Here is an 18653-nt window from a genome sequence, read left to right as displayed (position 1 = left end):
AATAGTTAATTGTATACAATATTTCATGATCAAAAGACGGCTGTAGCACTTCGGGATACCGAACTGGAACACGCCTCGTTGATCGGATCCCTGCATACGCTAGGCCGAGTGGGTAGGCTCTTCAACGAACCCGCCGACATGTTAATGTTCGGAATCTGAATCAAGAAAGTGCAGAGTCATAAACCGATGGGGACAGCGCCATCTGCCGCACTGTTCAGAAAACACACAAAGCAACTAACTTCGTTTCACCATGCAGAGCACAAGCATCCGGGCCGCCAACCACCTCTCAACCCTACTGGAAATCTGGTACAGCCAGCGGGAAGAGCGGCAGTGGGTTCTGGGCACCGTTTTCAAGACTGCCGGCTCCAGCTACCGCAAGGCCGGCTCAATGATGCTGTGCGACGATCTGGGGCGTTATTTTGGGCTGCTGAGCGGCGGATGCCTGGAGTCTGATATCCAGCGCCACGCGCGCAAGGTCCTCGCCACCGGCAAGGCCACAACCATCCGCTATGACGGTAACGACGAAGACGATATTTCCTTTCAGTTGGGTATTGGCTGCGGTGGCGAAGTCGACATCCTCCTGCAGCCCATTAACGAAGAAAATAATTTTCTGTGCCTGGGCCAACTGCGGGCGCAACTTGAGCAGCGCCAGCCGCTGCTCTATCGCCAGAAGATTGCACTCAATGGCGAGAGCCAGGCGGAGCTTCGGCCCCTGGTCGACGCCGGTCAGGAATCCGGCATTCCCCTGAAACGCCCCATGCTCACCGAAACCGACGGCGAACGCTGGCTGAACACACCAATTCAACCAAGGCCACACATTCTCATTGTGGGTGGCGGCGTTGATGCCCGCCCCATGGCCCAGCAATTCAACGCACAGGGCTGGAAAGTGAGCCTGTGCGACCCGCGCCCGGCCAACGCCCGCGCCGCCTACTTCCCGGATTGCATTGCGTATCGCTGCCATCCAGATGCGCTGGCCGATCTGATGGATCTCGACTCGGTAGATGGCGTAGTCGCCATGAGCCACAACCTCAATATAGATGCCGCGGCGATACGTATTTTTCACAAGCGACCCATTCGATATTTCGGACTGCTGGGGCCAACGAGTCGAAGAGACCGGGTATTGTCACTCAGCGGCCTGTCCAGCAGCGAAACCAACCGGCTAGTGAACGGCGTATTACGCGCTCCGATAGGGCTCGACCTGGGCGGGGAGCTCCCGGAAAGCATTGCACTGGCCACCTGTGCCGAGATCCATAGCGTATTGCACGGAAAATCTGGCCGCACGTTGACCAGCGCATCGCAAGAAATGGATACACGCAGTGACGCGCGCAACAAATCACAGGTACCTTCGTGAAGCGTACTTCTGACAAACTTCTGGCTGAAAAGCTCCGTCCAGAAAAGCTGCGGACAGAAAAATTGGCAACGGTCATACTCGCCGCGGGTGCAGCCAGCCGTTTTGGAACCTGTAAACACCTGATCCAGCAGGACGGTAAGACCGTACTGCAACAGCGTGTAGAATCCGTGCGGAGTGCCGGCCTGCAAGCCCCCTTGATCGTTACCGGAGCTTGGCACCAGGAAATTCAACTGGCGCATCCGGACTTTGGCCTGCACTTGAATCCCAACTGGCAGCAGGGCCTGGGAAACAGTATTGCGTTTGCCATTGGCCAGCTGCCCGAAGACATCGAGGCGGTTTTGTTACTGTTGGGAGACCAGGTGGCGGTCAGAGCAGAAGAAATCCAAGCGCTTTGCCAACACTGGTCTGAGCTACAAGAACTCACCTGCGCCCATTACCGTGGCGCGCCGGGAGTGCCCGCGATATTTCCGCGCATGCTATTTCCACAGCTGCTGCGCCTGAACGGTGACAAAGGGGCTAAAGCGTTACTCAACAAATACGCCGGGAAAATGATTCCCATGGCCAGCGCCGCCATCGATATTGATACGCCACAAGACTGGCAGAATTGGCAGCGCGCACAACACACAAATAACGATTACACAAATGGAGAAGCAGTATGGAACTGACCATCAATGGCAAGGTTCATAAGGTCGATGTGGACGATGATACTCCACTGCTGTGGGCACTGCGCGACGAACTGAAAATGACAGGTACCAAGTTTGGTTGTGGTGCCGGCCTGTGCGGTGCATGCACCATCCACATCAATGGCAACCCTGCGCGCGCCTGCCTGACCCCAATTGCCGCCGCCAAGGGCGCAAAGATCACTACCATCGAGGGGCTCAGTGATACGGGCGACCATCCGTTACAGCAGGCGTGGGTCAAGCACAACGTGCCTCAGTGCGGTTACTGTCAGAGCGGCCAGTTAATGTCAGCTGCCGCCCTGCTGGCCAATAACCCAACGCCCTCAGAGAAAGAAATTGATAGCGCAATGAGCGGCAACCTGTGCCGCTGTGGCACCTACCCGCGCATCAAAGCGGCTATTCAGGATGCTGTGCAGTATTACAACGCCAGCGAGCAACAAGAAAAGCAAGGAGGCGAATAAAATGACGGATAACACAAACGCAATTTCACTCGTAGACCGCCGCCGCTTCCTCAAGCTCGCTGGTGTAAGCAGCTCCGGCCTGATTCTCGGAGCTACCCTACCCAACTTCCAGCCCGCGTGGGCCGACATTGCCGGTACTGCGGCCAAAGACAAGTCCGCAGCACCATTAAACCTGTTTGTCAGTATCGCCAAAGACAATACCGTTTCTATCGTGTGTCACCGCTCGGAAATGGGCCAGGGCATCCGCACCGGCCTGCCACAAGTGGTCGCCGACGAACTGGAAGCCGACTGGGATCTGGTGGAAGTAGTACAGGGTCTCGGCGACAAGCGTTACGGCAACCAGAATACCGACGGCTCGCGCAGTATTCGTAATTTTTACACCACCATGCGTACCATGGGCGCCAGTGCCCGCACCATGCTGGAACAAGCCGCTGCGCAGTTATGGTCGGTGCCCGCGAGCGAATGTCAGGCACGCAAGCACCGCGTACACCACTCAGCCAGTAGCCGCTCTGCGAGCTTCGGCGAACTGGCCGAACTCGCTGCGACCCAAAAAGTACCGGCAGAAGACACCCTCGTCCTGAAGACGCCGGCAAACTTCAACTATATTGGCAAGCCCGTCGCCACCTACGACACGCCAGCAATCGTGCAAGGCAAAGGTGTTTTTGGCCAGGATGTCATTCTGGAAGACATGCTGATTGCCAGTATTGAGCGCGCCCCCGTGCTTGGGTCCAAAGTGGCCTCGGTGGACGATAGTGCTGCCCGCAAAATTTCCGGTGTGGTGGCAATCGAAAATATGGATGGTGGTATTGAGCCGCCCCTATTCCACCCCCTCGCCGGTGTTGCGGTACTTGCTACCAACACCTGGGCGGCCATGAAAGCCCGCAAGGCACTCGACATCCAGTGGACCGACACCAGCCACGCTAGCCACGACAGCGCGCCTTTTATCGAAACACTGAAGCAGCGTGTACAGCAGCCCGGTAAAGTGGTTACCAAATACGGTGATGTCGCTTCCAGCCTTGCCAGTGCAGCCAACAAGCACAGTGCAACCTATTCGGTCCCCTATCTCGCACACGCGAGCATGGAACCACCGAGTGCCACCGCGGTAGTGAAAGACGATCACTGTGAAATCTGGGCCTGTGTACAGGTACCCCAAGCCACACAGCAACATGTCGCCAATGCGCTCGGCCTCACTCCCGAGCAGATAAAAGTCAATGTGACACTGCTGGGGGGTGGCTTCGGCCGTAAATCCAAACCGGACTTCGCGGTTGAAGCCGCACTGCTGGCAAAGAAAATGCAGCGCCCGGTAAAAGTCGTTTGGAGCCGTGAAGACGATATTCGCCACGATTACTTCCACGCGGCCGCTGCATCGCATTTTGAGGCAGCCATGGATGACGATGGCCAGGTAACTGGCTGGCAGCAGCGTACCGCCTTCCCAACCATTAGCGGCACCTTTGCGAATGGCGTAGAGCACCCGAGCAACGGTGAACTCAGCCTCGGCTTTGCCGACATACCTTTTGATATTCCCCACCGCCAATGTGAAACCGCGCCCGCAGAATATGAAGCACGTATCGGATGGCTGCGTTCCGTGTCCAATATCCAGAATGCCTTTGCTGTGTGCAGTTTCGCCGATGAGCTGGCACACCTGCGGAATCGCAAGCCGGATGAATTCCTGCTGGAGTTGATTGGTGAGGACCGGCACATCGACCCGAATCAGGGTGACTTCGAGTACGGCAACCACGGGGCCAGCCTGAAAGATTTCCCACTGGATACCGCGCGCCTGAAGCAGGTACTGGCAGCCACCGCCGCGAAAGCAGACCTCTCGCAAAAAGGTGACCACGTACAAAAAGCGGGGGAAGGCTGGGGTATTGCCGTGCACCGCAGCTTCCTATCCTACGTGGGCATTGCCACCAAAGTAGCGGTGGAAAATGGCCGGGTCGCAATCAAGGAAATGCACTGTGTTGCGGACGTAGGCTTGGCGGTGAACCCGGATCGAGTGGAATCACAGATGGAGGGTTCCATGATCTTTGGCTTGAGCCTGGCCCTGATGGGCGGGATTAACATGGAGAAGGGTGCGGTAACCAACAGCAACTTCCATGACTACCCCTTGCTGCGCATGCAGCAGAGCCCCAAGATGAGCGTGACCTTAATGGGTACCGAGCACGCACCTGCGGGTGTGGGTGAACCCGGGGTACCGCCGGTTGCGCCCAGTATTACCAATGCCATTTTTGCCGCTTGTGGTGAGCGTATCCGCGACCTGCCGGTAAACAAGCACTTGCAGCTGGCTTAAGTAAGCACCCTGCGGCAGCATTCGCTGCCGCAGGAACTACACACAGGCAAAACAACTAGTTTGCGGATTGCTCTTGTAAAACGTAAGTGAAGTTCCCTTGTAAATTTTCACCGTCTATCACCCGTGAATTCCCCCTTCCATTGGTCCAGGAAGCATCTACCTGTACCGGGCCTACACAGTCACCCAGGCCAAAATGCAGATAGCGGTTAAAACCCCGCTCATACCCTGCCCCGCTTTCCCCGACACGGCGTATTTGGCGATTGCCACACGCTGTCACTTTTACCAGTCCATCCAAAACAGTGCCGCCTGAAACATCACTTGAAACATCACCTAAAACAGGGCCTGCCACATCAATCGTCAGTGAGCGGTTGCCATTGTCCGTGGCATTTTCATGCAAATGCCACTTGCCCCGCTCGTTGCCAAACAGCACATCCTGTTTACCGTCCTTGTTGAAATCCAGCGCTATGCCACCCAAACCCCAGGCACCCAAATCCCCGGAAGCAACGTTGTGGGATTCCGCACGTGCAAACCGCTCGCCTCCCTGGTTTAAAAATACTTCGCCGTGTATGGCTGAGATCAAATTACCTCTCTGGATGAAAACCAAATCCTGGTAGCCGTCGTTATCGAAATCAGCCACGACTACTCCGGTACTGTTTAACCCCGCCCCAAGTCCCTTTTCTGCAGAGACATCCACAAAAACGCCATCGCGATTTTCCAACAATACATTTGCAGGTGGCTCTTTGGAAGTCGCGTCACCGAGCCCTGGTTTTTTAGTAATGCCCTTCACGACGCCGGATGTTGGCGACCAGATGTCGCCACCAATCCGCCAGGTTCGATTTCCGATATAGCCAGCATGCAACCCCTGGCGCTCGCGCATATCTGGCCAACCGAGGGAATCGCTATTCACCAAGTTCAAAGTTTTGCCACTGTGGGTTTCCCCTGGAAGCGGTAACTTGTACGCCGATTCTCCCAGATAGAGCTGCTTGTGCGGCCAGGGGCTTTGGTAATTTACCAGCTGCAATAGGTCACCGGACTCCAGGTCGAATGCAAACCCTCCACGGCGAGCGTAAAAGCCGAAGACTTGTGTTTCTGCATCATAAAAAGTATCGCCGCTTTCAAACCCATGGGCGCGGCTCAGTACAATATCGAAATCCCCATCATTGTCGAAATCCAGTTCTAGTGCGCTTGTGACATGTGTATAAGCCTCAGGCAGCCGCTGCGCTGTAACCTCAGAGAACTGGAAATCACCATTTCCACGGTGCAAAGAAATCGGGCCATGACCATAGAGTAAGAGGTCCTGCCGCCCATCTTGATCAATATCGGTAATCAGAGTTCTCTGGCCATCACCACGCACTTTCGCCTGCAACCGCCCTGCCAATGCCAGGGTGCCGTCTCCGGCATTGCGGTATAAATAATTTTCGCTGTCACCACGGGTACCCAGTGAAGGAAACGCGAAGTTTAAAAGGTCTGCAGTGCCGTCATGATCCAAATCCGCAAACTGTACGGTGCGCCCGCGCATTTTTAACAGTGGTTCTGGGAAGTCCTCGATCCGAGTAAAAGTACGGTCTTTGCCCACTCGATAGATGATGGAATTACGCGCGTTTTTCCCCGAGCCACCACCACGGGCGACGATCACTTCCAACAACCCATCCCGATCGAAGTCGGCAACACTAGTCCCGTGAGAATCACCCATCAGGAGATCCTGCGCATCACTATAAGTACCGGCGTTATTCCAGATAACACGTACCCCGAAACCGTGTTCATTCAACAACACATCTGGCCAGCCATCCTGGTCAAGGTCCGCGACAGTCGGCGCACCCCACTTACGCAGATTCTTTTGCTGCTTGAAGAAACCCGTACTCACCGGCGAAAAATGCACCGGGCCTGCATGAATGCCTACTCCTGTATCAGGAGAGCCGGCATTGCAACCGGCAAATCCAACTATGCCCAGCGCCGGTAATGCGAGAAACCCGCACAAGAAGCTTTTACGAATGAACATTTTCCACTTACCTTAAAAAATGGCCACCGCAGCAACGCCACGGTGGCCAAACGAAAGATTCTTAATTGGTGATTAAGACCGCAAGGTCCTGCACTCAATCCGTTGCAAAGGTTTTATCGAATCGCGGCATTCCGTTTTGACGCCACAGCACACCTTCCTTATGGATATGGAACCAGCCTGGCTGTGCGTTATCCCAGGACCACACCTCCATCTCACGTACCATGTCACGAAGCATCAGCGGGTACTCTTCAGCAAGATCATGCTTTTCTTCTTTATCCCGTTCGATGTCGAACAGTTTCCACGAAGAATGTTCGCCAACTTTTACCGCCTTCCATTGATTTCGACGGACCGAGGCATCGCTGTAGCTGCCGCGGTGGCGCAGTGCGAAGATCAGCTCATCCTTGTGGGGAGGCTCGCCAGATTGCAGGAATGGGAGTAGATTTTTGCCATCGAGCTTGTTATCTGGTTCGAGCTCTGCCCCGGCAAGACTTGCAAAGGTCGGGAACAGGTCCAATGCTTTGACCGGATGATCAAAGCGCGACCGTGCATTGATCTGTTTCGGCCAGTGCATCACCATCGGCGTACGGAAGCCACCCTCAAACACGCTGCCCTTTCCCGCTCTCAGCGGGTCGTTATTGGCACCATATCTTTTATCACCGCCGTTATCGCTAAAGAACACAATTAGGGTGTTATCCAGTTGCCCGGTACTCTTGAGCGCTTCCACCAATTCACCAATACCTCGGTCCATGGCGTACACCATACCGGCATAGGTCTTGCGGTCTTTGTTCTCGATATTGGGAAACTTCGCCATATCTTCCTGCTTGGCCTGCAGCGGAGAATGGGGCGCGTTGTAGGCCAAATACAGAAAGAATGGCTTACCAGTGCCCGCGGCCTTTTGCACAAAGGCAACGCCCTCACGGGACAGGGCATCGGTGATGTATTCGTTCACCTCCACTTCCTTGCCGTTGTGCTCCAACGGTCTGGCGTAGGGGTCGATATTGGTAAGCCCCTGCGCTTTCTGCTTGGCGTAGAACTTATTGAACTGCTCCGGGAAGTAGTTGTGGCCGCCGCCCAGAAAGCCGTAGAACTCGTCAAAGCCGCGTCGATTGGGATGGTACTCCGGCGCCTCGCCCAGATGCCATTTACCTACTGCGCCGGTAAAGTACCCATTCTCCTGCAGCATTTTGCTGACAAACTTTTCTTCCGTCGGCACCCCCACAAAAGAGCCACGTACTGGCAGGTTGAACTGGGAACCAATTTTGTGGGGGTAGCGGCCTGTCATCAGTGCCGCCCGGCTTGGCCCGCAAAATGGGTGTGCGGTATAGGCCTCACTGAAGGTCATGCCCTCGTTGGCAAGTTTGTCCAAATTCGGCGTGACAATATCTTTCGAGCCATTAAAGCCGACGTCTGCGTAACCCAGGTCATCTGCAAGAATCACTACAATATTGGGTTTGTCGATTTTCTCTGCAGTTGCCGCAAAAGCACCACCTGCCGCCAGGCTCAACAGCGTTGCCGCCAGTGTTCTCAACACATTCATACTTGTCTCGCTTCTAATTCCTGCGTTTTATTTGAGGAAATCTTTCATCTGTAAATCAAACCGGCGCAGCAACGGGTCTTGTGTTCTCTCCAGCTCTTCACGCATCAGGAGCACCATAGACATCATCCGTTCGCGATACTCCGGCTTGTCGAATAGGTTGTTTATTTCAATCGGGTCTTTGCGCAGATCGTAAAGTTCATCGCGGGCATCACCGGGGTTCCACACGAACTTCATATCCGGGGTACGCAGCGCGCGGATACCAAACCAGCCCCCGTTGTACCACTCGTATGCGTAGAGCGCGGTGTCTTTACGCCCCATGTCTGCAGCATCGCCTTTTTCCATCAATCCACGCAGAGAACGGCCGTCTTGCACACCGTCTTCCGGCAACCGCATGATCTCTGCCAGCGTCGGGGTAATATCCAGCATGGAGACTTGACGGGTGATGGCTTTGGGTTGCATTTTGGGGCTGCGAATCATCAGCGGCATGCGCATCAGTTCGTCGTAGGCATAGGGGCCTTTGTCGTACAGACTATGCTCGCCGAGCATGCTGCCCTGGTCGCCGACAAAAACGATGTGCAGGTTTTCATAGAGGCCAGTTTCTTGCGCGGTTTCGAGTATTTCGCCCACTGCGCGGTCAATCATTGCCATGGCGCCGTAGTAGTAAGCGCGCATTTTCAGCCACTCCGCATCACTCAGGTGACTCACGTCGTGCCAAGGCCAAAAAGGTTCATCCTGCGACATGGGTTTGTTCACCCGTTTGCTCAGATGATTTGCCGGTAGCGCCAGGGTTTCAGGATCAAACATGCTGGCGTAAGGCTCGGGTACCCGATACGGCGGGTGCGGCTGGTCAAAACTGATAATGCCGAAGAATGGGCGTTTTTCTCGCGCCGCTTTGCGCAGCAGCGCCTGGCCGGCTGTTACTTTTTTGTAGGTGCCAGTGTCTTCGTAGGTGCCTGGCAACGTCTGGAAGTATTCAACTTTTTCACCGTTGAAGTACTCCGATTTATTCCCTTCCGGTACACCGGCCGCAGCCTTGTATTTCGCGATATTTTTGGCAATCCCATAAGGCGTGAACTGGCGCATACCGCGGGACCACTCCGCCTCTTTGATCTCAGCGGTATAGTCCGCACCACGCAGACGAACACCTTGCGGTCCCAGGTGCCATTTCCCCACATAGCCAACGAAGTAGCCCGCATTCTTGGCACGGGCAATCAAGCCACCTTCGGACAGGTCAAGTTCAGAAAGGCGGGAGTGATACAGGCCGACGTTATCGTCCAGCCCGGTTCTGTGTCCCCAGCGGCCGGTAAACAGGGCGGCGCGGGACGGCGAGCACAGGCCGGTGGTAGTCATGGCGTTGTCGAAGCGCACACTTTCCTCGGCCAGGAAGTCGATATTCGGCGTAGGTACCGGGCCGTCGCGGTAGGAAAAGGTATCGAACCGCATATCGTCGAACATCAGGATCAGGACATTTTCACGCTCACTGATCGCATACTCCGAATCAGGAAGAACTGCTGCAGCGGCCGTTACGGAAACACAGCTCGCAACTCCCCCCAAAACTACGCAGGCAAACACCTTTGCTAGCCGTTTATTCATTCGCTCCACCCGACATTATTTTTATACAAAACGTGATTACGGTGGCATATCAAGGAATACACCTGCGATCGCGCTTGAATCAACAAGATAGAAATAATATAAACATATGATGTTTTACTGCAAGTAGTTAGAACCCCGAAGACGGTCGACCTCCCCCTTCACCCTAAGGGAGTTGGGCAGGTAAACGTGGTATCCAGTGATCGAGCTGGGCAACCCTGTTGATATGGTCGTCTTCGACAGGCGTTCAGCCTTAAGCCGCTGATTTCAATATAAAAATTGCGGAATAATCACCATGCAAGACCTCCATGGGGCACCTACAAATCACTTGGGCACACTGCTGGACCTGTGGTTCCAGAATCGGGACTCCCGGGGCTGGGTACTCGGCACGGTATACCGCACCCAAGGGCCCAGCTACCGCAAGGCAGGCTCAATGATGCTGTGCGACGACCTTGGCCGGCATTACGGCCTGCTCAGTGGCGGCTGCCTGGAATCTGACATTCAAAGACATGCGCTGAAGACCCTGCGCACCGGAAAGGCGGCCACCATCCGCTACGACGGTAGCGACGAGGACGATGTCGCATTCCAGCTAGGTATCGGCTGCGGGGGCGAAGTGGAGATACTGCTGCAACCCATTACCCCGGAGAACAATTACCTGCAGCTAGCGGAACTGAGAAGCCGACTCCGGCAAAGGCAACCGGTGGTTTTCCGCCAACAGGTCGCCACAAGCGGTGAAGCCCGTGCCGAGCTGCGACCACTCTGTGCCAGCGCGCTGGGAGTAGATATTCCGCTGCAACGGCCGGTTCTCGCGGAAAACGACGGCGCCCTATGGCTGAACACCCCCCTACTCCCCGCGCCGCACGTGTTAATCGTGGGCGGCGGCATTGACGCGCGCCCCATGGCGCAGCAGTTCAACGCCCAGGGCTGGCTGGTCAGCCTGTGCGACCCACGCCCGGCCAACGCACGGCCGGCCTACTTTCCCAATTGCACCAGCTACCGCTGCCACCCTGATGCACTGCCAGGAAAACTGGATCTCAACAGCATCGATGCAGCCGTCGCCATGAGTCACAACCTGACCCTGGATGCGGCCGCAATTCGCCTGCTACACCAGCGCCCGCTGCGCTACCTGGGACTACTTGGACCAGTCAGCCGCCGAAACCAAGTACTGACACTGAGCGGACTCCCCACTAGCGACCAGGAAAAGCTTATTCACGGCGTGTTGCGCGCTCCCATTGGGTTGGACTTGGGCGGCGAGTTACCGGAAAGCATTGCCCTGGCAACCTGTGCAGAGATTCACAGTGTGTTACACAGAAAATCCGCCGCAGCACTCACCGTCCAATCATCGCAAGCTCATCCTGAAGTTTGCTCAAACGCAGCATTGCCGGAATGATCATGATCGGTGCCACCATCGATATTAATGCCCCTGAAGACAGGCAAAACACCAATAAAAGATTTACGGGACCTCGGACAGGGTCCCACCCGGAACCCCAAAATAGTGGAGACGCACAATGGAAATGACCATCAACGGTGAAGTCCACCAAGTGGATGTGGACGAGGATACACCTCTGCTCTGGGCTCTGCGCGATGAACTGAAGTTGACCGGAACCAAGTTCGGCTGCGGTGCGGGACTGTGCGGTGCCTGTACCATTCATATTAATGGCAACCCCGCGCGCGCCTGCCTGACACCGGTATCCGTCGCCAAGGGTGCGACGATTACCACCATTGAAGGGCTGAGCGAAAGCGGAGACCACCCACTACAACAGGCGTGGATCAAACACAATGTGCCCCAATGCGGCTATTGCCAGAGTGGCCAGCTCATGTCTGCTGCCGCACTGCTCGCCAATAACCCGAACCCAACTGAACAGGAAATTGACAACGCCATGAGCGGCAACCTGTGCCGCTGCGGTACCTACCCGAGAATAAAAACTGCAATAAAAGACGCCGCACTGGCGTACCCGGCGAACGGGACTTACACAGAAGGAACCGAGACAAAAGGGAGTAGCACCAATGGGTAAACAGGACACTCGCATTTCTGTGGTCAGTCGCCGTAAGTTCCTGCAACTGGCGGGCATTGGCAGCGGCGGCCTAATTCTGGGGAGCAGGCTTGCTGCAAGCCAACCGGTGTGGGCCGATGCTGCCACCGCAAGTGACAGCGAACACACACTCAACCTGTTCGTCAGCGTCGCCCCGGACAATACCGTGTCGATCGTCTGCCACCGCTCGGAAATGGGCCAGGGCATCCGCACCGGCCTGCCACAGATTGTGGCGGACGAAATGGAAGCGGACTGGGAAAAGATAAACGTAGTTCAGGGCCTCGCCGATAAACGTTACGGCAGCCAGAACACCGATGGCTCCCGCAGCATTCGCAGTTTTTACAAGACTATGCGCACCATGGGCGCCAGCGCCCGCCATATGCTGGAGGCTGCCGCCGCACAGTTGTGGTCAGTCCCCGCCGCAAGTTGCCAGGCATTGCAGCACAAGGTGCACCACAAAGACAGCGGGCGCTCCATCAGTTTTGGTGAACTGGCGGAACTGGCCGCCGCACAACCAGTGCCGGAATCTAGCGCGCTGAAGCTGAAAAGCAGCGACGCCTTCAACTACATCGGCAAACCGGTCGCTACTTATGACACGCCGGATATGGTTGTCGGCAAGGGCCAGTACGGGCAGGACGTACAGCTGGAAAATATGCTGGTTGCCAGTATCGAGCGGGCTCCCGTTTTGGGCAGTACCGTTGCCGGCGTGAAACAGGATAAAGCGCGCAAAGTGAAAGGTGTGGTCGCGATTGAGACCATGGATGGCGGACAGCTTCCACCGCTGTTTCATCCGCTCGCCGGTGTTGCGGTTCTAGCAACCAACACCTGGGCAGCGCTGAAAGGCCGCAAAGCACTGGAAATCACCTGGAGCGACAGTGCACACGACAACCACAACAGCCCAGAATACATCGAGACCCTCAAGCAGCGGGTGGCCGAACCGGGCAAAACCGTTACTGCCTACGGCAACACTGATACGGAGCTGGCGAAATCCCAACGACGCCACAGTGCGACCTATTCAGTCCCCTACCTGACCCACGCAGCTATGGAGCCCCCCAGTGCCACCGCCGTAGTCAGCGAGAATAGCTGCGAGGTATGGGCCTGTACGCAAACGCCGCAATCCGTACAGCAAAATGTGGCCAAGGCACTCAAGCTCAAACCGGAACAGGTCAAGGTAAACGTGACCCTGCTCGGCGGTGGCTTCGGGCGCAAATCCAAACCGGACTTTGCAGTTGAAGCCGCCGTGCTTGCCCGCAAAATGCAGCGCCCGGTCAAGGTTGTGTGGAGTCGCGAAGACGATATTCGCCACAGCTACTACCACGCCGCCAGCGCCGCCTACTTTGAAGCTGGGCTGAACAGCGATGGACTAGTGACCGCCTGGCGCCAGCGCACAGCTTTCCCGTCCATCAGCGGCACTTTTTCCACCAGCGCCAATCGCCCTTCCGGGGGAGAACTGAGCATGGGCTTTGCGGATCTTCCTTTCGATATCCCCAACCGCACCTGCGAAACCGCCGTTGCCGAATACCATACCCGCATCGGCTGGATGCGCTCGGTCAGCAATATCCAGAACGCCTTCGGTATTTGCAGCTTTGCCGATGAGTTGGCACACCTGAACGGGCAATCACCTGACGCATTTCTGCAGGAACTGATTGGCAAGGACCGCGCGATCAACCCCAACCAGGGTGGATTCAAGTACGGAAACTATGGCGAGAAGCTAAAAGACTACCCGTTTGACAGCGCGCGCCTGAAACGGGTACTGAAAGAAACCGCGGCAAAGGCCGATTTCTCCCTGAGTGAAGACAAACATAACGGTGAGGGCTGGGGTATCGCGGTGCACCGCAGCTTCGTTTCCTACGTGGGTATTGCGACCCGGGTGCAGGTGCAGGACAACAAGCTGAAAATTGTCGAAATGCACTGCGTTGCCGATGTGGGGCTGGCAGTCAATCCTGATCGCGTGAATGCTCAGATGGAAGGAGCGATGATCTTCGGCCTGAGCCTGGCGCTGATGGGCGAAGTCACCATTCAGAATGGCGCAGTCGAAAACAGCAACTTCCACGATTACCCGTTACTGCGTATGCAACAGTGCCCGGAGTTACACGTTCACCTGCTCGCCTCCGACGAGCCGCCTGCGGGGGTCGGTGAACCGGGTGTGCCGCCGGTGGCACCGAGCATCACCAATGCCATCTTTGCTGCCTGCGGTCAGCGAATTCGCGATCTACCGGTTAACAAGCACCTGACCCTGGCTTGAGCCCAAGCCTGATTCGAGCAGGCACAAAAAAGCCCGGCGCCCTATTTTGGTAGGGTGACCGGGCTTTTTGATAAGACCGCTAAACAGGGCTACTGCTAGCCGGCCATTTCCTTGCGCAGTCGCTCCGCGGCGTCTTCTAACAACTTGCTGGTGAGCTTTTCCGCTTTCTCCCCATCGCCAGCAGCAATAGCTTCCAGCACTTCCCGGTGGAAAGGAATCGACTTCAGGTTGCTCTCGCGAGTCTGGTTAGTGATTTTGATGCTCACCAGTAGCGCGGAGTAAATAACCCCTTCAATGGCGGTGAGAATATCGTTGCGCGCTGCGCTGAGAACGGCCTTGTGGAACAAAGCATCGGCAACCACGAACCCTTCTGATGAGCCTACCGAGGCTTCCATCTGGTCACAGGCCGCGCGGATATTGGCAATATCCTGCTCGGTACCCCGCTCGGCGGCCCAACGCGCAGCTTTCGGTTCGAATGCCAGGCGAATTTCCAGCAACTGCATCAGAAACTCACGACTCGGCGGCGCAGACAAATGCCACGCCAGCACATCGTCGTCCAGCAGATTCCAGTCGTTACGTGGACGCACACGGGTACCAATGCCCCTACGCACATCCAACATGCCTTTACTGACCAGGATTTTTACCGCATCGCGAATCACCACCCGGCTGACCTTAAAGCGCTCAGCGAGGGTGTTTTCTTCGTCCAGCAAGGTTTCTGAGTCGATGGCACCGGCCACGATGCGCCGACCCAATTCGCGGGCAACCTGTACAGAGAGGCTCGGCGACATAGACACCGAGCGTTTCAGATCGTAATAGACTAGTTCACTCATGGGATGCATATAAACATAGCATCTGACGCTTGCCAAGAATTTAATCCCGGCATGCTACAAGCAAATCACGCGTCGGCGCTTTCCAGACGCAAACGTCGACTAGTATCGCTCAACAGATTTTCAGTCAGCGCCTCAGCCTTGTCCCCGTCACCGGCGGCGATGGCCTCATACACTTCTCTATGAAAAGGCACCGACGCACCATTTTCTCGCGGGTCTTTGTTGGTCACGCGAATACTTACCAGTAGTGCGGAGTAGATCACCCCTTCCATGGCAGTAAGAATTGAGTTGCGCGCGGCCTTGATGATAGCGCGGTGAAACATGGAGTCGGCAATCACGAAGTCCTCCGCGGAGCCTCGTTCCTCTGCCATGCGATCGCAGGCCGCTTCAATTTCGGCGAGATCTTCCGGCGTGGCCCGTTCAGCTGCCCAGCGGGATGCCTTGGGCTCGAAAGCCAGGCGGATTTCCATCAGCTGCTTCAAAAACTCGGGATTTGGTGGCGCCGAGAGGTGCCAGGCCAATACGTCGTCATCCAGTAAAATCCACTGGTTGCGCGGACGCACCTTGGTACCGATGCCGCGCCGCACATCTAGTAGGCCTTTACCCACTAGAATTTTTACCGCATCGCGTACCACCACTCGGCTGACCTGGTAACGCTCTGCCAGAGCGGCCTCATCGTCAATCAGGCTTCCCGGCTCAAAAGCTCCGGACACAATGCGCCGCCCCAGTTCTCTCGCCACCTGCACAGACAGGCTGGGAGACATGGTCGGGGCACGTTTCAGATCGTAATAGATTAGCTCACTCATACAACCTATTTAAACATTATACCTTTTGGCGAACAACACAAAATTCCCATTCCTCGCAGGTTCCTTAAAATAATGAGAATTTCATTCACACTGACCGACGTTCAAAGCAAACCTGTTCCTCTTACCCATCGCCGGGCAACGCCTCTCTACGTGCTACCCCTCGCGCGCAATTGACGAAGTGCCTACTAGAAGCACCAACTAGAAGTACCTACGAAAAAGGCCGCTCGTGAGCGGCCTTGAAAAACAACCAGAAAAACTTAGCCGGCGCTCACCTTGAGCAACAGCACGCCCTTCGGCTCAAGTTCGAATTGGGTGCCCATCTCGTTTTCGGTAAACAGGTCGGTTACCGCGATGTTGTCGGAGCCCTCCAGGCTAAGGTCGAGTTTGGCCTTGTGTTTACCAATATTCAGGATACTGACCAGATAGGAGCCGTCATCCTGCTGCACAACACGCCAGGTGGTACCTTTGTGATTGGTGCCATTCTCTTCGACCAGCTTGATGGCCGACAGGCTCGCAGCAGCCAGTTTAAGCGCGGCTTCACGCATTGCGGCAACGTCATTCTTTTTATTCAAAACAATGAGTTTGCCTTTACCCTGCTCCAGTACTTTTTTATGCGGCTTGCCGTATTCATCCATGCTCAGGCTTTCCGCGTTGTCCACGATCACGGCACCACCCGAATTGAGGTAAGACTGCAAGGCGGCCAATTCCGAAGCGCTCACATACTCCGTACTGTGCACCACAATCACATCCCACTGGCTGTGATCTTGCTTGTTGATGATATTTTCAGTGGCGAAACCCACCGGGAAACCCTCAAAGAACAAGCCCTCGTAGGCTTTCCACTGCTCGCTCATATGCTTCGGCTTATTGATGGCCGAGGTTTCCGAGTAAAACAGGCGAATGGGGCGACGCTGTTCACGCAGCGCAACGATTTCTTCAGAGAAACTGTTCAGGTCGTACATCACCTGGGTATAAGCATTGGCAACATGCGGCTGCTGATTGACCGAACCGGCAAAGGAGCCAGCCAGCGCCGGGTCAAAGAAGTTCATCTCACCTTCGAGACGATCCTCTGGAGAGCCGTCCGGGTCACGCGCCCAAAACCAGGCCATATTGGCGTCCATCCCCTGCAGGGTCGCCAGCCAGTAAACGCTATGCACGTAATCCACACTGGTATTCAGATCACGCCACCACGACGCGGAAAGAAAATGACTCTCGCTGTTTACATGAATTTTTCCCGGTGAGACCGACTCCATAAAGTCATAGCTCATACTCATCTCTTCCCAGAACCAGCTGTAATGGGCTTCCCAGTGTTCAGCCTGGTTGCGGTTCAGGGCGCGTGTCTCGCGAGTTTTGGCATCGTTACCGATCATTGAGGTCAGATCGGTGAGCGCTTCCACATCAATACCGTGGGAGCGGCCATTTTCAGTGAACATGTCGGGCATGATTTTGATACTGGTATCCGCTTCGGGGTTGCCCTTGCGCAGCTCGCCCTGAAGGAAGGTAAACCAGTTGATCGCGCGGTCCATGTTGTAGCGAGACCAGTCATACCACTGGGCGGTACCGCGGATGGCCGGATCGATGGGGATCTCGATCTGCACACTGTCGAAGCCAGAATAGTCGCTATCCCAGTTGGCATTTAGACGCTTGATGTCGCCCTGGTATTTCCCATCGAGCCAGTTGCGGAAGGCATTCAGGGTATAGGAACTAATTGCGTTCATTTCCTGGAAATTCTGGCTCCAGTGGCCTTTTTCACTGAACCAGTGGGGTTCATTCGCGAGGATATAACCCAGCTGGGTCACTTTTTTACCCCGGGTCAGCTCGCCGGTATGACTGGCAATCTTGCCCCAGACATCGCGTACCAGTGGGTTGTCGATGTCATAGCCGGTAAACAAGGAGCGGCCGAGGCGCACTTCCGGCTCTTTCTTTTCCACCCATTCGGGGATGCCCATGTTCCAGTAAATCAGGAAGCCGACATTGCTCGGGTCGATATCGGTAACTTCTTTCATCAACGCGTCATCAAAGGTGCCGTCTTCTTTCAGCAGGAAGGAGTTGATCGCGCGGTCGTGATCCACCGGGTAGAGGTTTTCACCACCATGGTAAATGGCACCGAGATGATCGTTGTACACCGCGGTATCGGTCAGCGGGCGGCCGACGGATTTGGAGAAGTAGTCGTAGAGGAATGCGGGTTTGCCGTTGCTCAGCAGCATATTGTCGCTGACTTCGATATTTTCCCAATCAATCTTGGGCACCGGGCGCCGCTTGATGCTTCCATCAATGACCTTGCCCAGCTCTTCAATACTGGCATCGAGAATCTCGATGACCTTGCTGCGTTCGAAGTCCGGCAGCTCTTCCGCTAGCTGCTCTTTTCTATCTTCGTAGGGCGCGTAGGCGCCGAACATGTAAGCCACCGCATCGCGGTTTTGCTCATCCCAGTTGGCAAACTTCAGAAACTCCCGGGCAAACCAGAGCGTGGTTTCTTCCCGGGTAACATCCAAATCTTTGACCTGCGCTTTCTTTACCTGCGCCTCGAGAGTGCTGATCTTGTCCAGTGCCGCAGTTTCCAGCGGGTTTACGCCGGAAACACTTTCATTAGCCGGCTTCTCCAGCGCGACGGCTTCCGATTTTTGTTCGAAGCAGCCCCCGAGGCCAAACGGCAACAGCGCAGCAATGGCAGTGCACAACAATGTCTTTTTCATTTTTCTCTCGATCCAGGCGGTATTCATGACTGTTATTGGTTCACCGGTTTCCTTTTGACTGCCCACCAAGGTACATATACGGATACCGGTATTGCATCATGCCACCTATTTAAACATCATATGTTTTGGGTCGCAATATGCGCA

13 protein-coding genes are annotated in these 18653 nt (G+C 55.5%); 7 read left to right on the top strand and 6 right to left on the bottom strand.

All coding sequences use genetic code 11. The features are described 5' to 3' along the window. Window positions 1-250 precede the first annotated feature (250 nt). From Mag101_RS05790 to Mag101_RS05775, 4 genes are read left to right on the top strand one after another with little or no spacing between them, the layout of a single operon-like run. Window positions 251-1351 carry an XdhC family protein gene (locus Mag101_RS05790; RefSeq protein WP_077402064.1) on the top strand — a complete coding sequence of 367 codons (1101 nt, stop codon included), beginning with the start codon at window positions 251-253 and terminating at the stop codon, window positions 1349-1351. Next, window positions 1348-2016 (top strand): nucleotidyltransferase family protein, encoded by a 669-nt coding sequence (locus Mag101_RS05785; protein ID WP_198040111.1) that lies wholly within the window; start codon window positions 1348-1350, stop codon window positions 2014-2016. The genes Mag101_RS05790 and Mag101_RS05785 overlap by 4 nt, the downstream gene beginning before the upstream one ends. Next, complete coding sequence (locus Mag101_RS05780) at window positions 2007-2492, top strand: (2Fe-2S)-binding protein (RefSeq protein WP_077402058.1); 486 nt, start codon at window positions 2007-2009, stop codon at window positions 2490-2492. Before Mag101_RS05785 ends, Mag101_RS05780 begins: the two co-directional genes overlap by 10 nt. Before the next feature lies 1 nt (window position 2493). Next, entirely contained in the window at window positions 2494-4779 is a 2286-nt protein-coding gene (locus tag Mag101_RS05775; RefSeq protein ID WP_077402055.1) for a xanthine dehydrogenase family protein molybdopterin-binding subunit, read from the top strand. 55 nt (window positions 4780-4834) lie between these two features. Here the strand turns inward: Mag101_RS05775 and Mag101_RS05770 are convergent, their stop codons facing one another. The 3 genes from Mag101_RS05770 to Mag101_RS05760 form a co-directional block, all read right to left on the bottom strand. Next, window positions 4835-6778 carry an FG-GAP repeat domain-containing protein gene (locus Mag101_RS05770; protein WP_077402052.1) on the bottom strand — a complete coding sequence of 648 codons (1944 nt, stop codon included), beginning with the start codon at window positions 6776-6778 and terminating at the stop codon, window positions 4835-4837. A gap of 94 nt (window positions 6779-6872) precedes the next feature. Beyond that, complete coding sequence (locus tag Mag101_RS05765) at window positions 6873-8315, bottom strand: sulfatase-like hydrolase/transferase (protein WP_077402050.1); 1443 nt, start codon at window positions 8313-8315, stop codon at window positions 6873-6875. Between the two features lie 27 nt (window positions 8316-8342). Then, on the bottom strand, window positions 8343-9908 hold the full coding sequence (locus tag Mag101_RS05760; RefSeq protein ID WP_077402048.1) for a sulfatase-like hydrolase/transferase: 1566 nt from the start codon (window positions 9906-9908) through the stop codon (window positions 8343-8345). A 292-nt stretch (window positions 9909-10200) separates the two neighbouring features. On the opposite strand from Mag101_RS05760, the gene Mag101_RS05755 reads away from it, so the two are divergent. The 3 genes from Mag101_RS05755 (at window position 10201) to Mag101_RS05745 (ending at window position 14183) form a co-directional block, all read left to right on the top strand. Next, window positions 10201-11295 carry an XdhC family protein gene (locus Mag101_RS05755; protein WP_077402046.1) on the top strand — a complete coding sequence of 365 codons (1095 nt, stop codon included), beginning with the start codon at window positions 10201-10203 and terminating at the stop codon, window positions 11293-11295. Window positions 11296-11413: 118 nt separating this feature from the next. Further along, window positions 11414-11920 carry a (2Fe-2S)-binding protein gene (locus Mag101_RS05750; RefSeq protein ID WP_077402043.1) on the top strand — a complete coding sequence of 169 codons (507 nt, stop codon included), beginning with the start codon at window positions 11414-11416 and terminating at the stop codon, window positions 11918-11920. Continuing rightward, a complete protein-coding gene (locus tag Mag101_RS05745; protein ID WP_077402040.1) occupies window positions 11913-14183 on the top strand; it encodes a xanthine dehydrogenase family protein molybdopterin-binding subunit in 2271 nt (756 codons plus the stop codon). The genes Mag101_RS05750 and Mag101_RS05745 overlap by 8 nt, the downstream gene beginning before the upstream one ends. 95 nt (window positions 14184-14278) lie before the next feature. On the opposite strand, the gene Mag101_RS05740 is transcribed toward Mag101_RS05745, so the two are convergent. The 3 genes from Mag101_RS05740 to Mag101_RS05730 all read right to left on the bottom strand — a co-directional run bounded on the left by Mag101_RS05740 (window position 14279) and on the right by Mag101_RS05730 (window position 18509). After that, window positions 14279-15013: a FadR/GntR family transcriptional regulator gene (locus Mag101_RS05740; RefSeq protein ID WP_077402037.1), complete on the bottom strand. Its 735-nt coding sequence runs from the start codon at window positions 15011-15013 to the stop codon at window positions 14279-14281. A 65-nt stretch (window positions 15014-15078) separates the two neighbouring features. Next, entirely contained in the window at window positions 15079-15816 is a 738-nt protein-coding gene (locus Mag101_RS05735) for a FadR/GntR family transcriptional regulator (RefSeq protein ID WP_077402033.1), read from the bottom strand. A gap of 257 nt (window positions 15817-16073) precedes the next feature. Continuing rightward, entirely contained in the window at window positions 16074-18509 is a 2436-nt protein-coding gene (locus tag Mag101_RS05730; protein WP_077408091.1) for a glycoside hydrolase family 42, read from the bottom strand. Window positions 18510-18653 lie beyond the last annotated feature (144 nt).

Source organism: Microbulbifer agarilyticus (assembly GCF_001999945.1).
GTDB classification, from domain to species: Bacteria; Pseudomonadota; Gammaproteobacteria; order Pseudomonadales; family Cellvibrionaceae; genus Microbulbifer; species Microbulbifer agarilyticus_A.
The sequence above is the reverse complement of the archived record's forward strand: the minus strand, read 5'-3'. Positions and strand labels throughout refer to the sequence as shown.

Bases quoted from the DNA above. Each gene is read 5' to 3' on its own strand.
- Mag101_RS05740 (WP_077402037.1), bottom strand. From the start codon at position 15,013: ATGAGTGAACTAGTCTATTACGATCTGAAACGCTCGGTGTCTATGTCG.
- Mag101_RS05790 (WP_077402064.1), top strand. From the start codon at position 251: ATGCAGAGCACAAGCATCCGGGCCGCCAACCACCTCTCAACCCTACTG.
- Mag101_RS05745 (WP_077402040.1), top strand. From the start codon at position 11,913: ATGGGTAAACAGGACACTCGCATTTCTGTGGTCAGTCGCCGTAAGTTC.
- Mag101_RS05775 (WP_077402055.1), top strand. From the start codon at position 2,494: ATGACGGATAACACAAACGCAATTTCACTCGTAGACCGCCGCCGCTTC.
- Mag101_RS05760 (WP_077402048.1), bottom strand. From the start codon at position 9,908: ATGAATAAACGGCTAGCAAAGGTGTTTGCCTGCGTAGTTTTGGGGGGA.
- Mag101_RS05755 (WP_077402046.1), top strand. From the start codon at position 10,201: ATGCAAGACCTCCATGGGGCACCTACAAATCACTTGGGCACACTGCTG.
- Mag101_RS05765 (WP_077402050.1), bottom strand. From the start codon at position 8,315: ATGAATGTGTTGAGAACACTGGCGGCAACGCTGTTGAGCCTGGCGGCA.
- Mag101_RS05730 (WP_077408091.1), bottom strand. From the start codon at position 18,509: ATGAAAAAGACATTGTTGTGCACTGCCATTGCTGCGCTGTTGCCGTTT.
- Mag101_RS05770 (WP_077402052.1), bottom strand. From the start codon at position 6,778: ATGTTCATTCGTAAAAGCTTCTTGTGCGGGTTTCTCGCATTACCGGCG.
- Mag101_RS05735 (WP_077402033.1), bottom strand. From the start codon at position 15,816: ATGAGTGAGCTAATCTATTACGATCTGAAACGTGCCCCGACCATGTCT.
- Mag101_RS05750 (WP_077402043.1), top strand. From the start codon at position 11,414: ATGGAAATGACCATCAACGGTGAAGTCCACCAAGTGGATGTGGACGAG.
- Mag101_RS05780 (WP_077402058.1), top strand. From the start codon at position 2,007: ATGGAACTGACCATCAATGGCAAGGTTCATAAGGTCGATGTGGACGAT.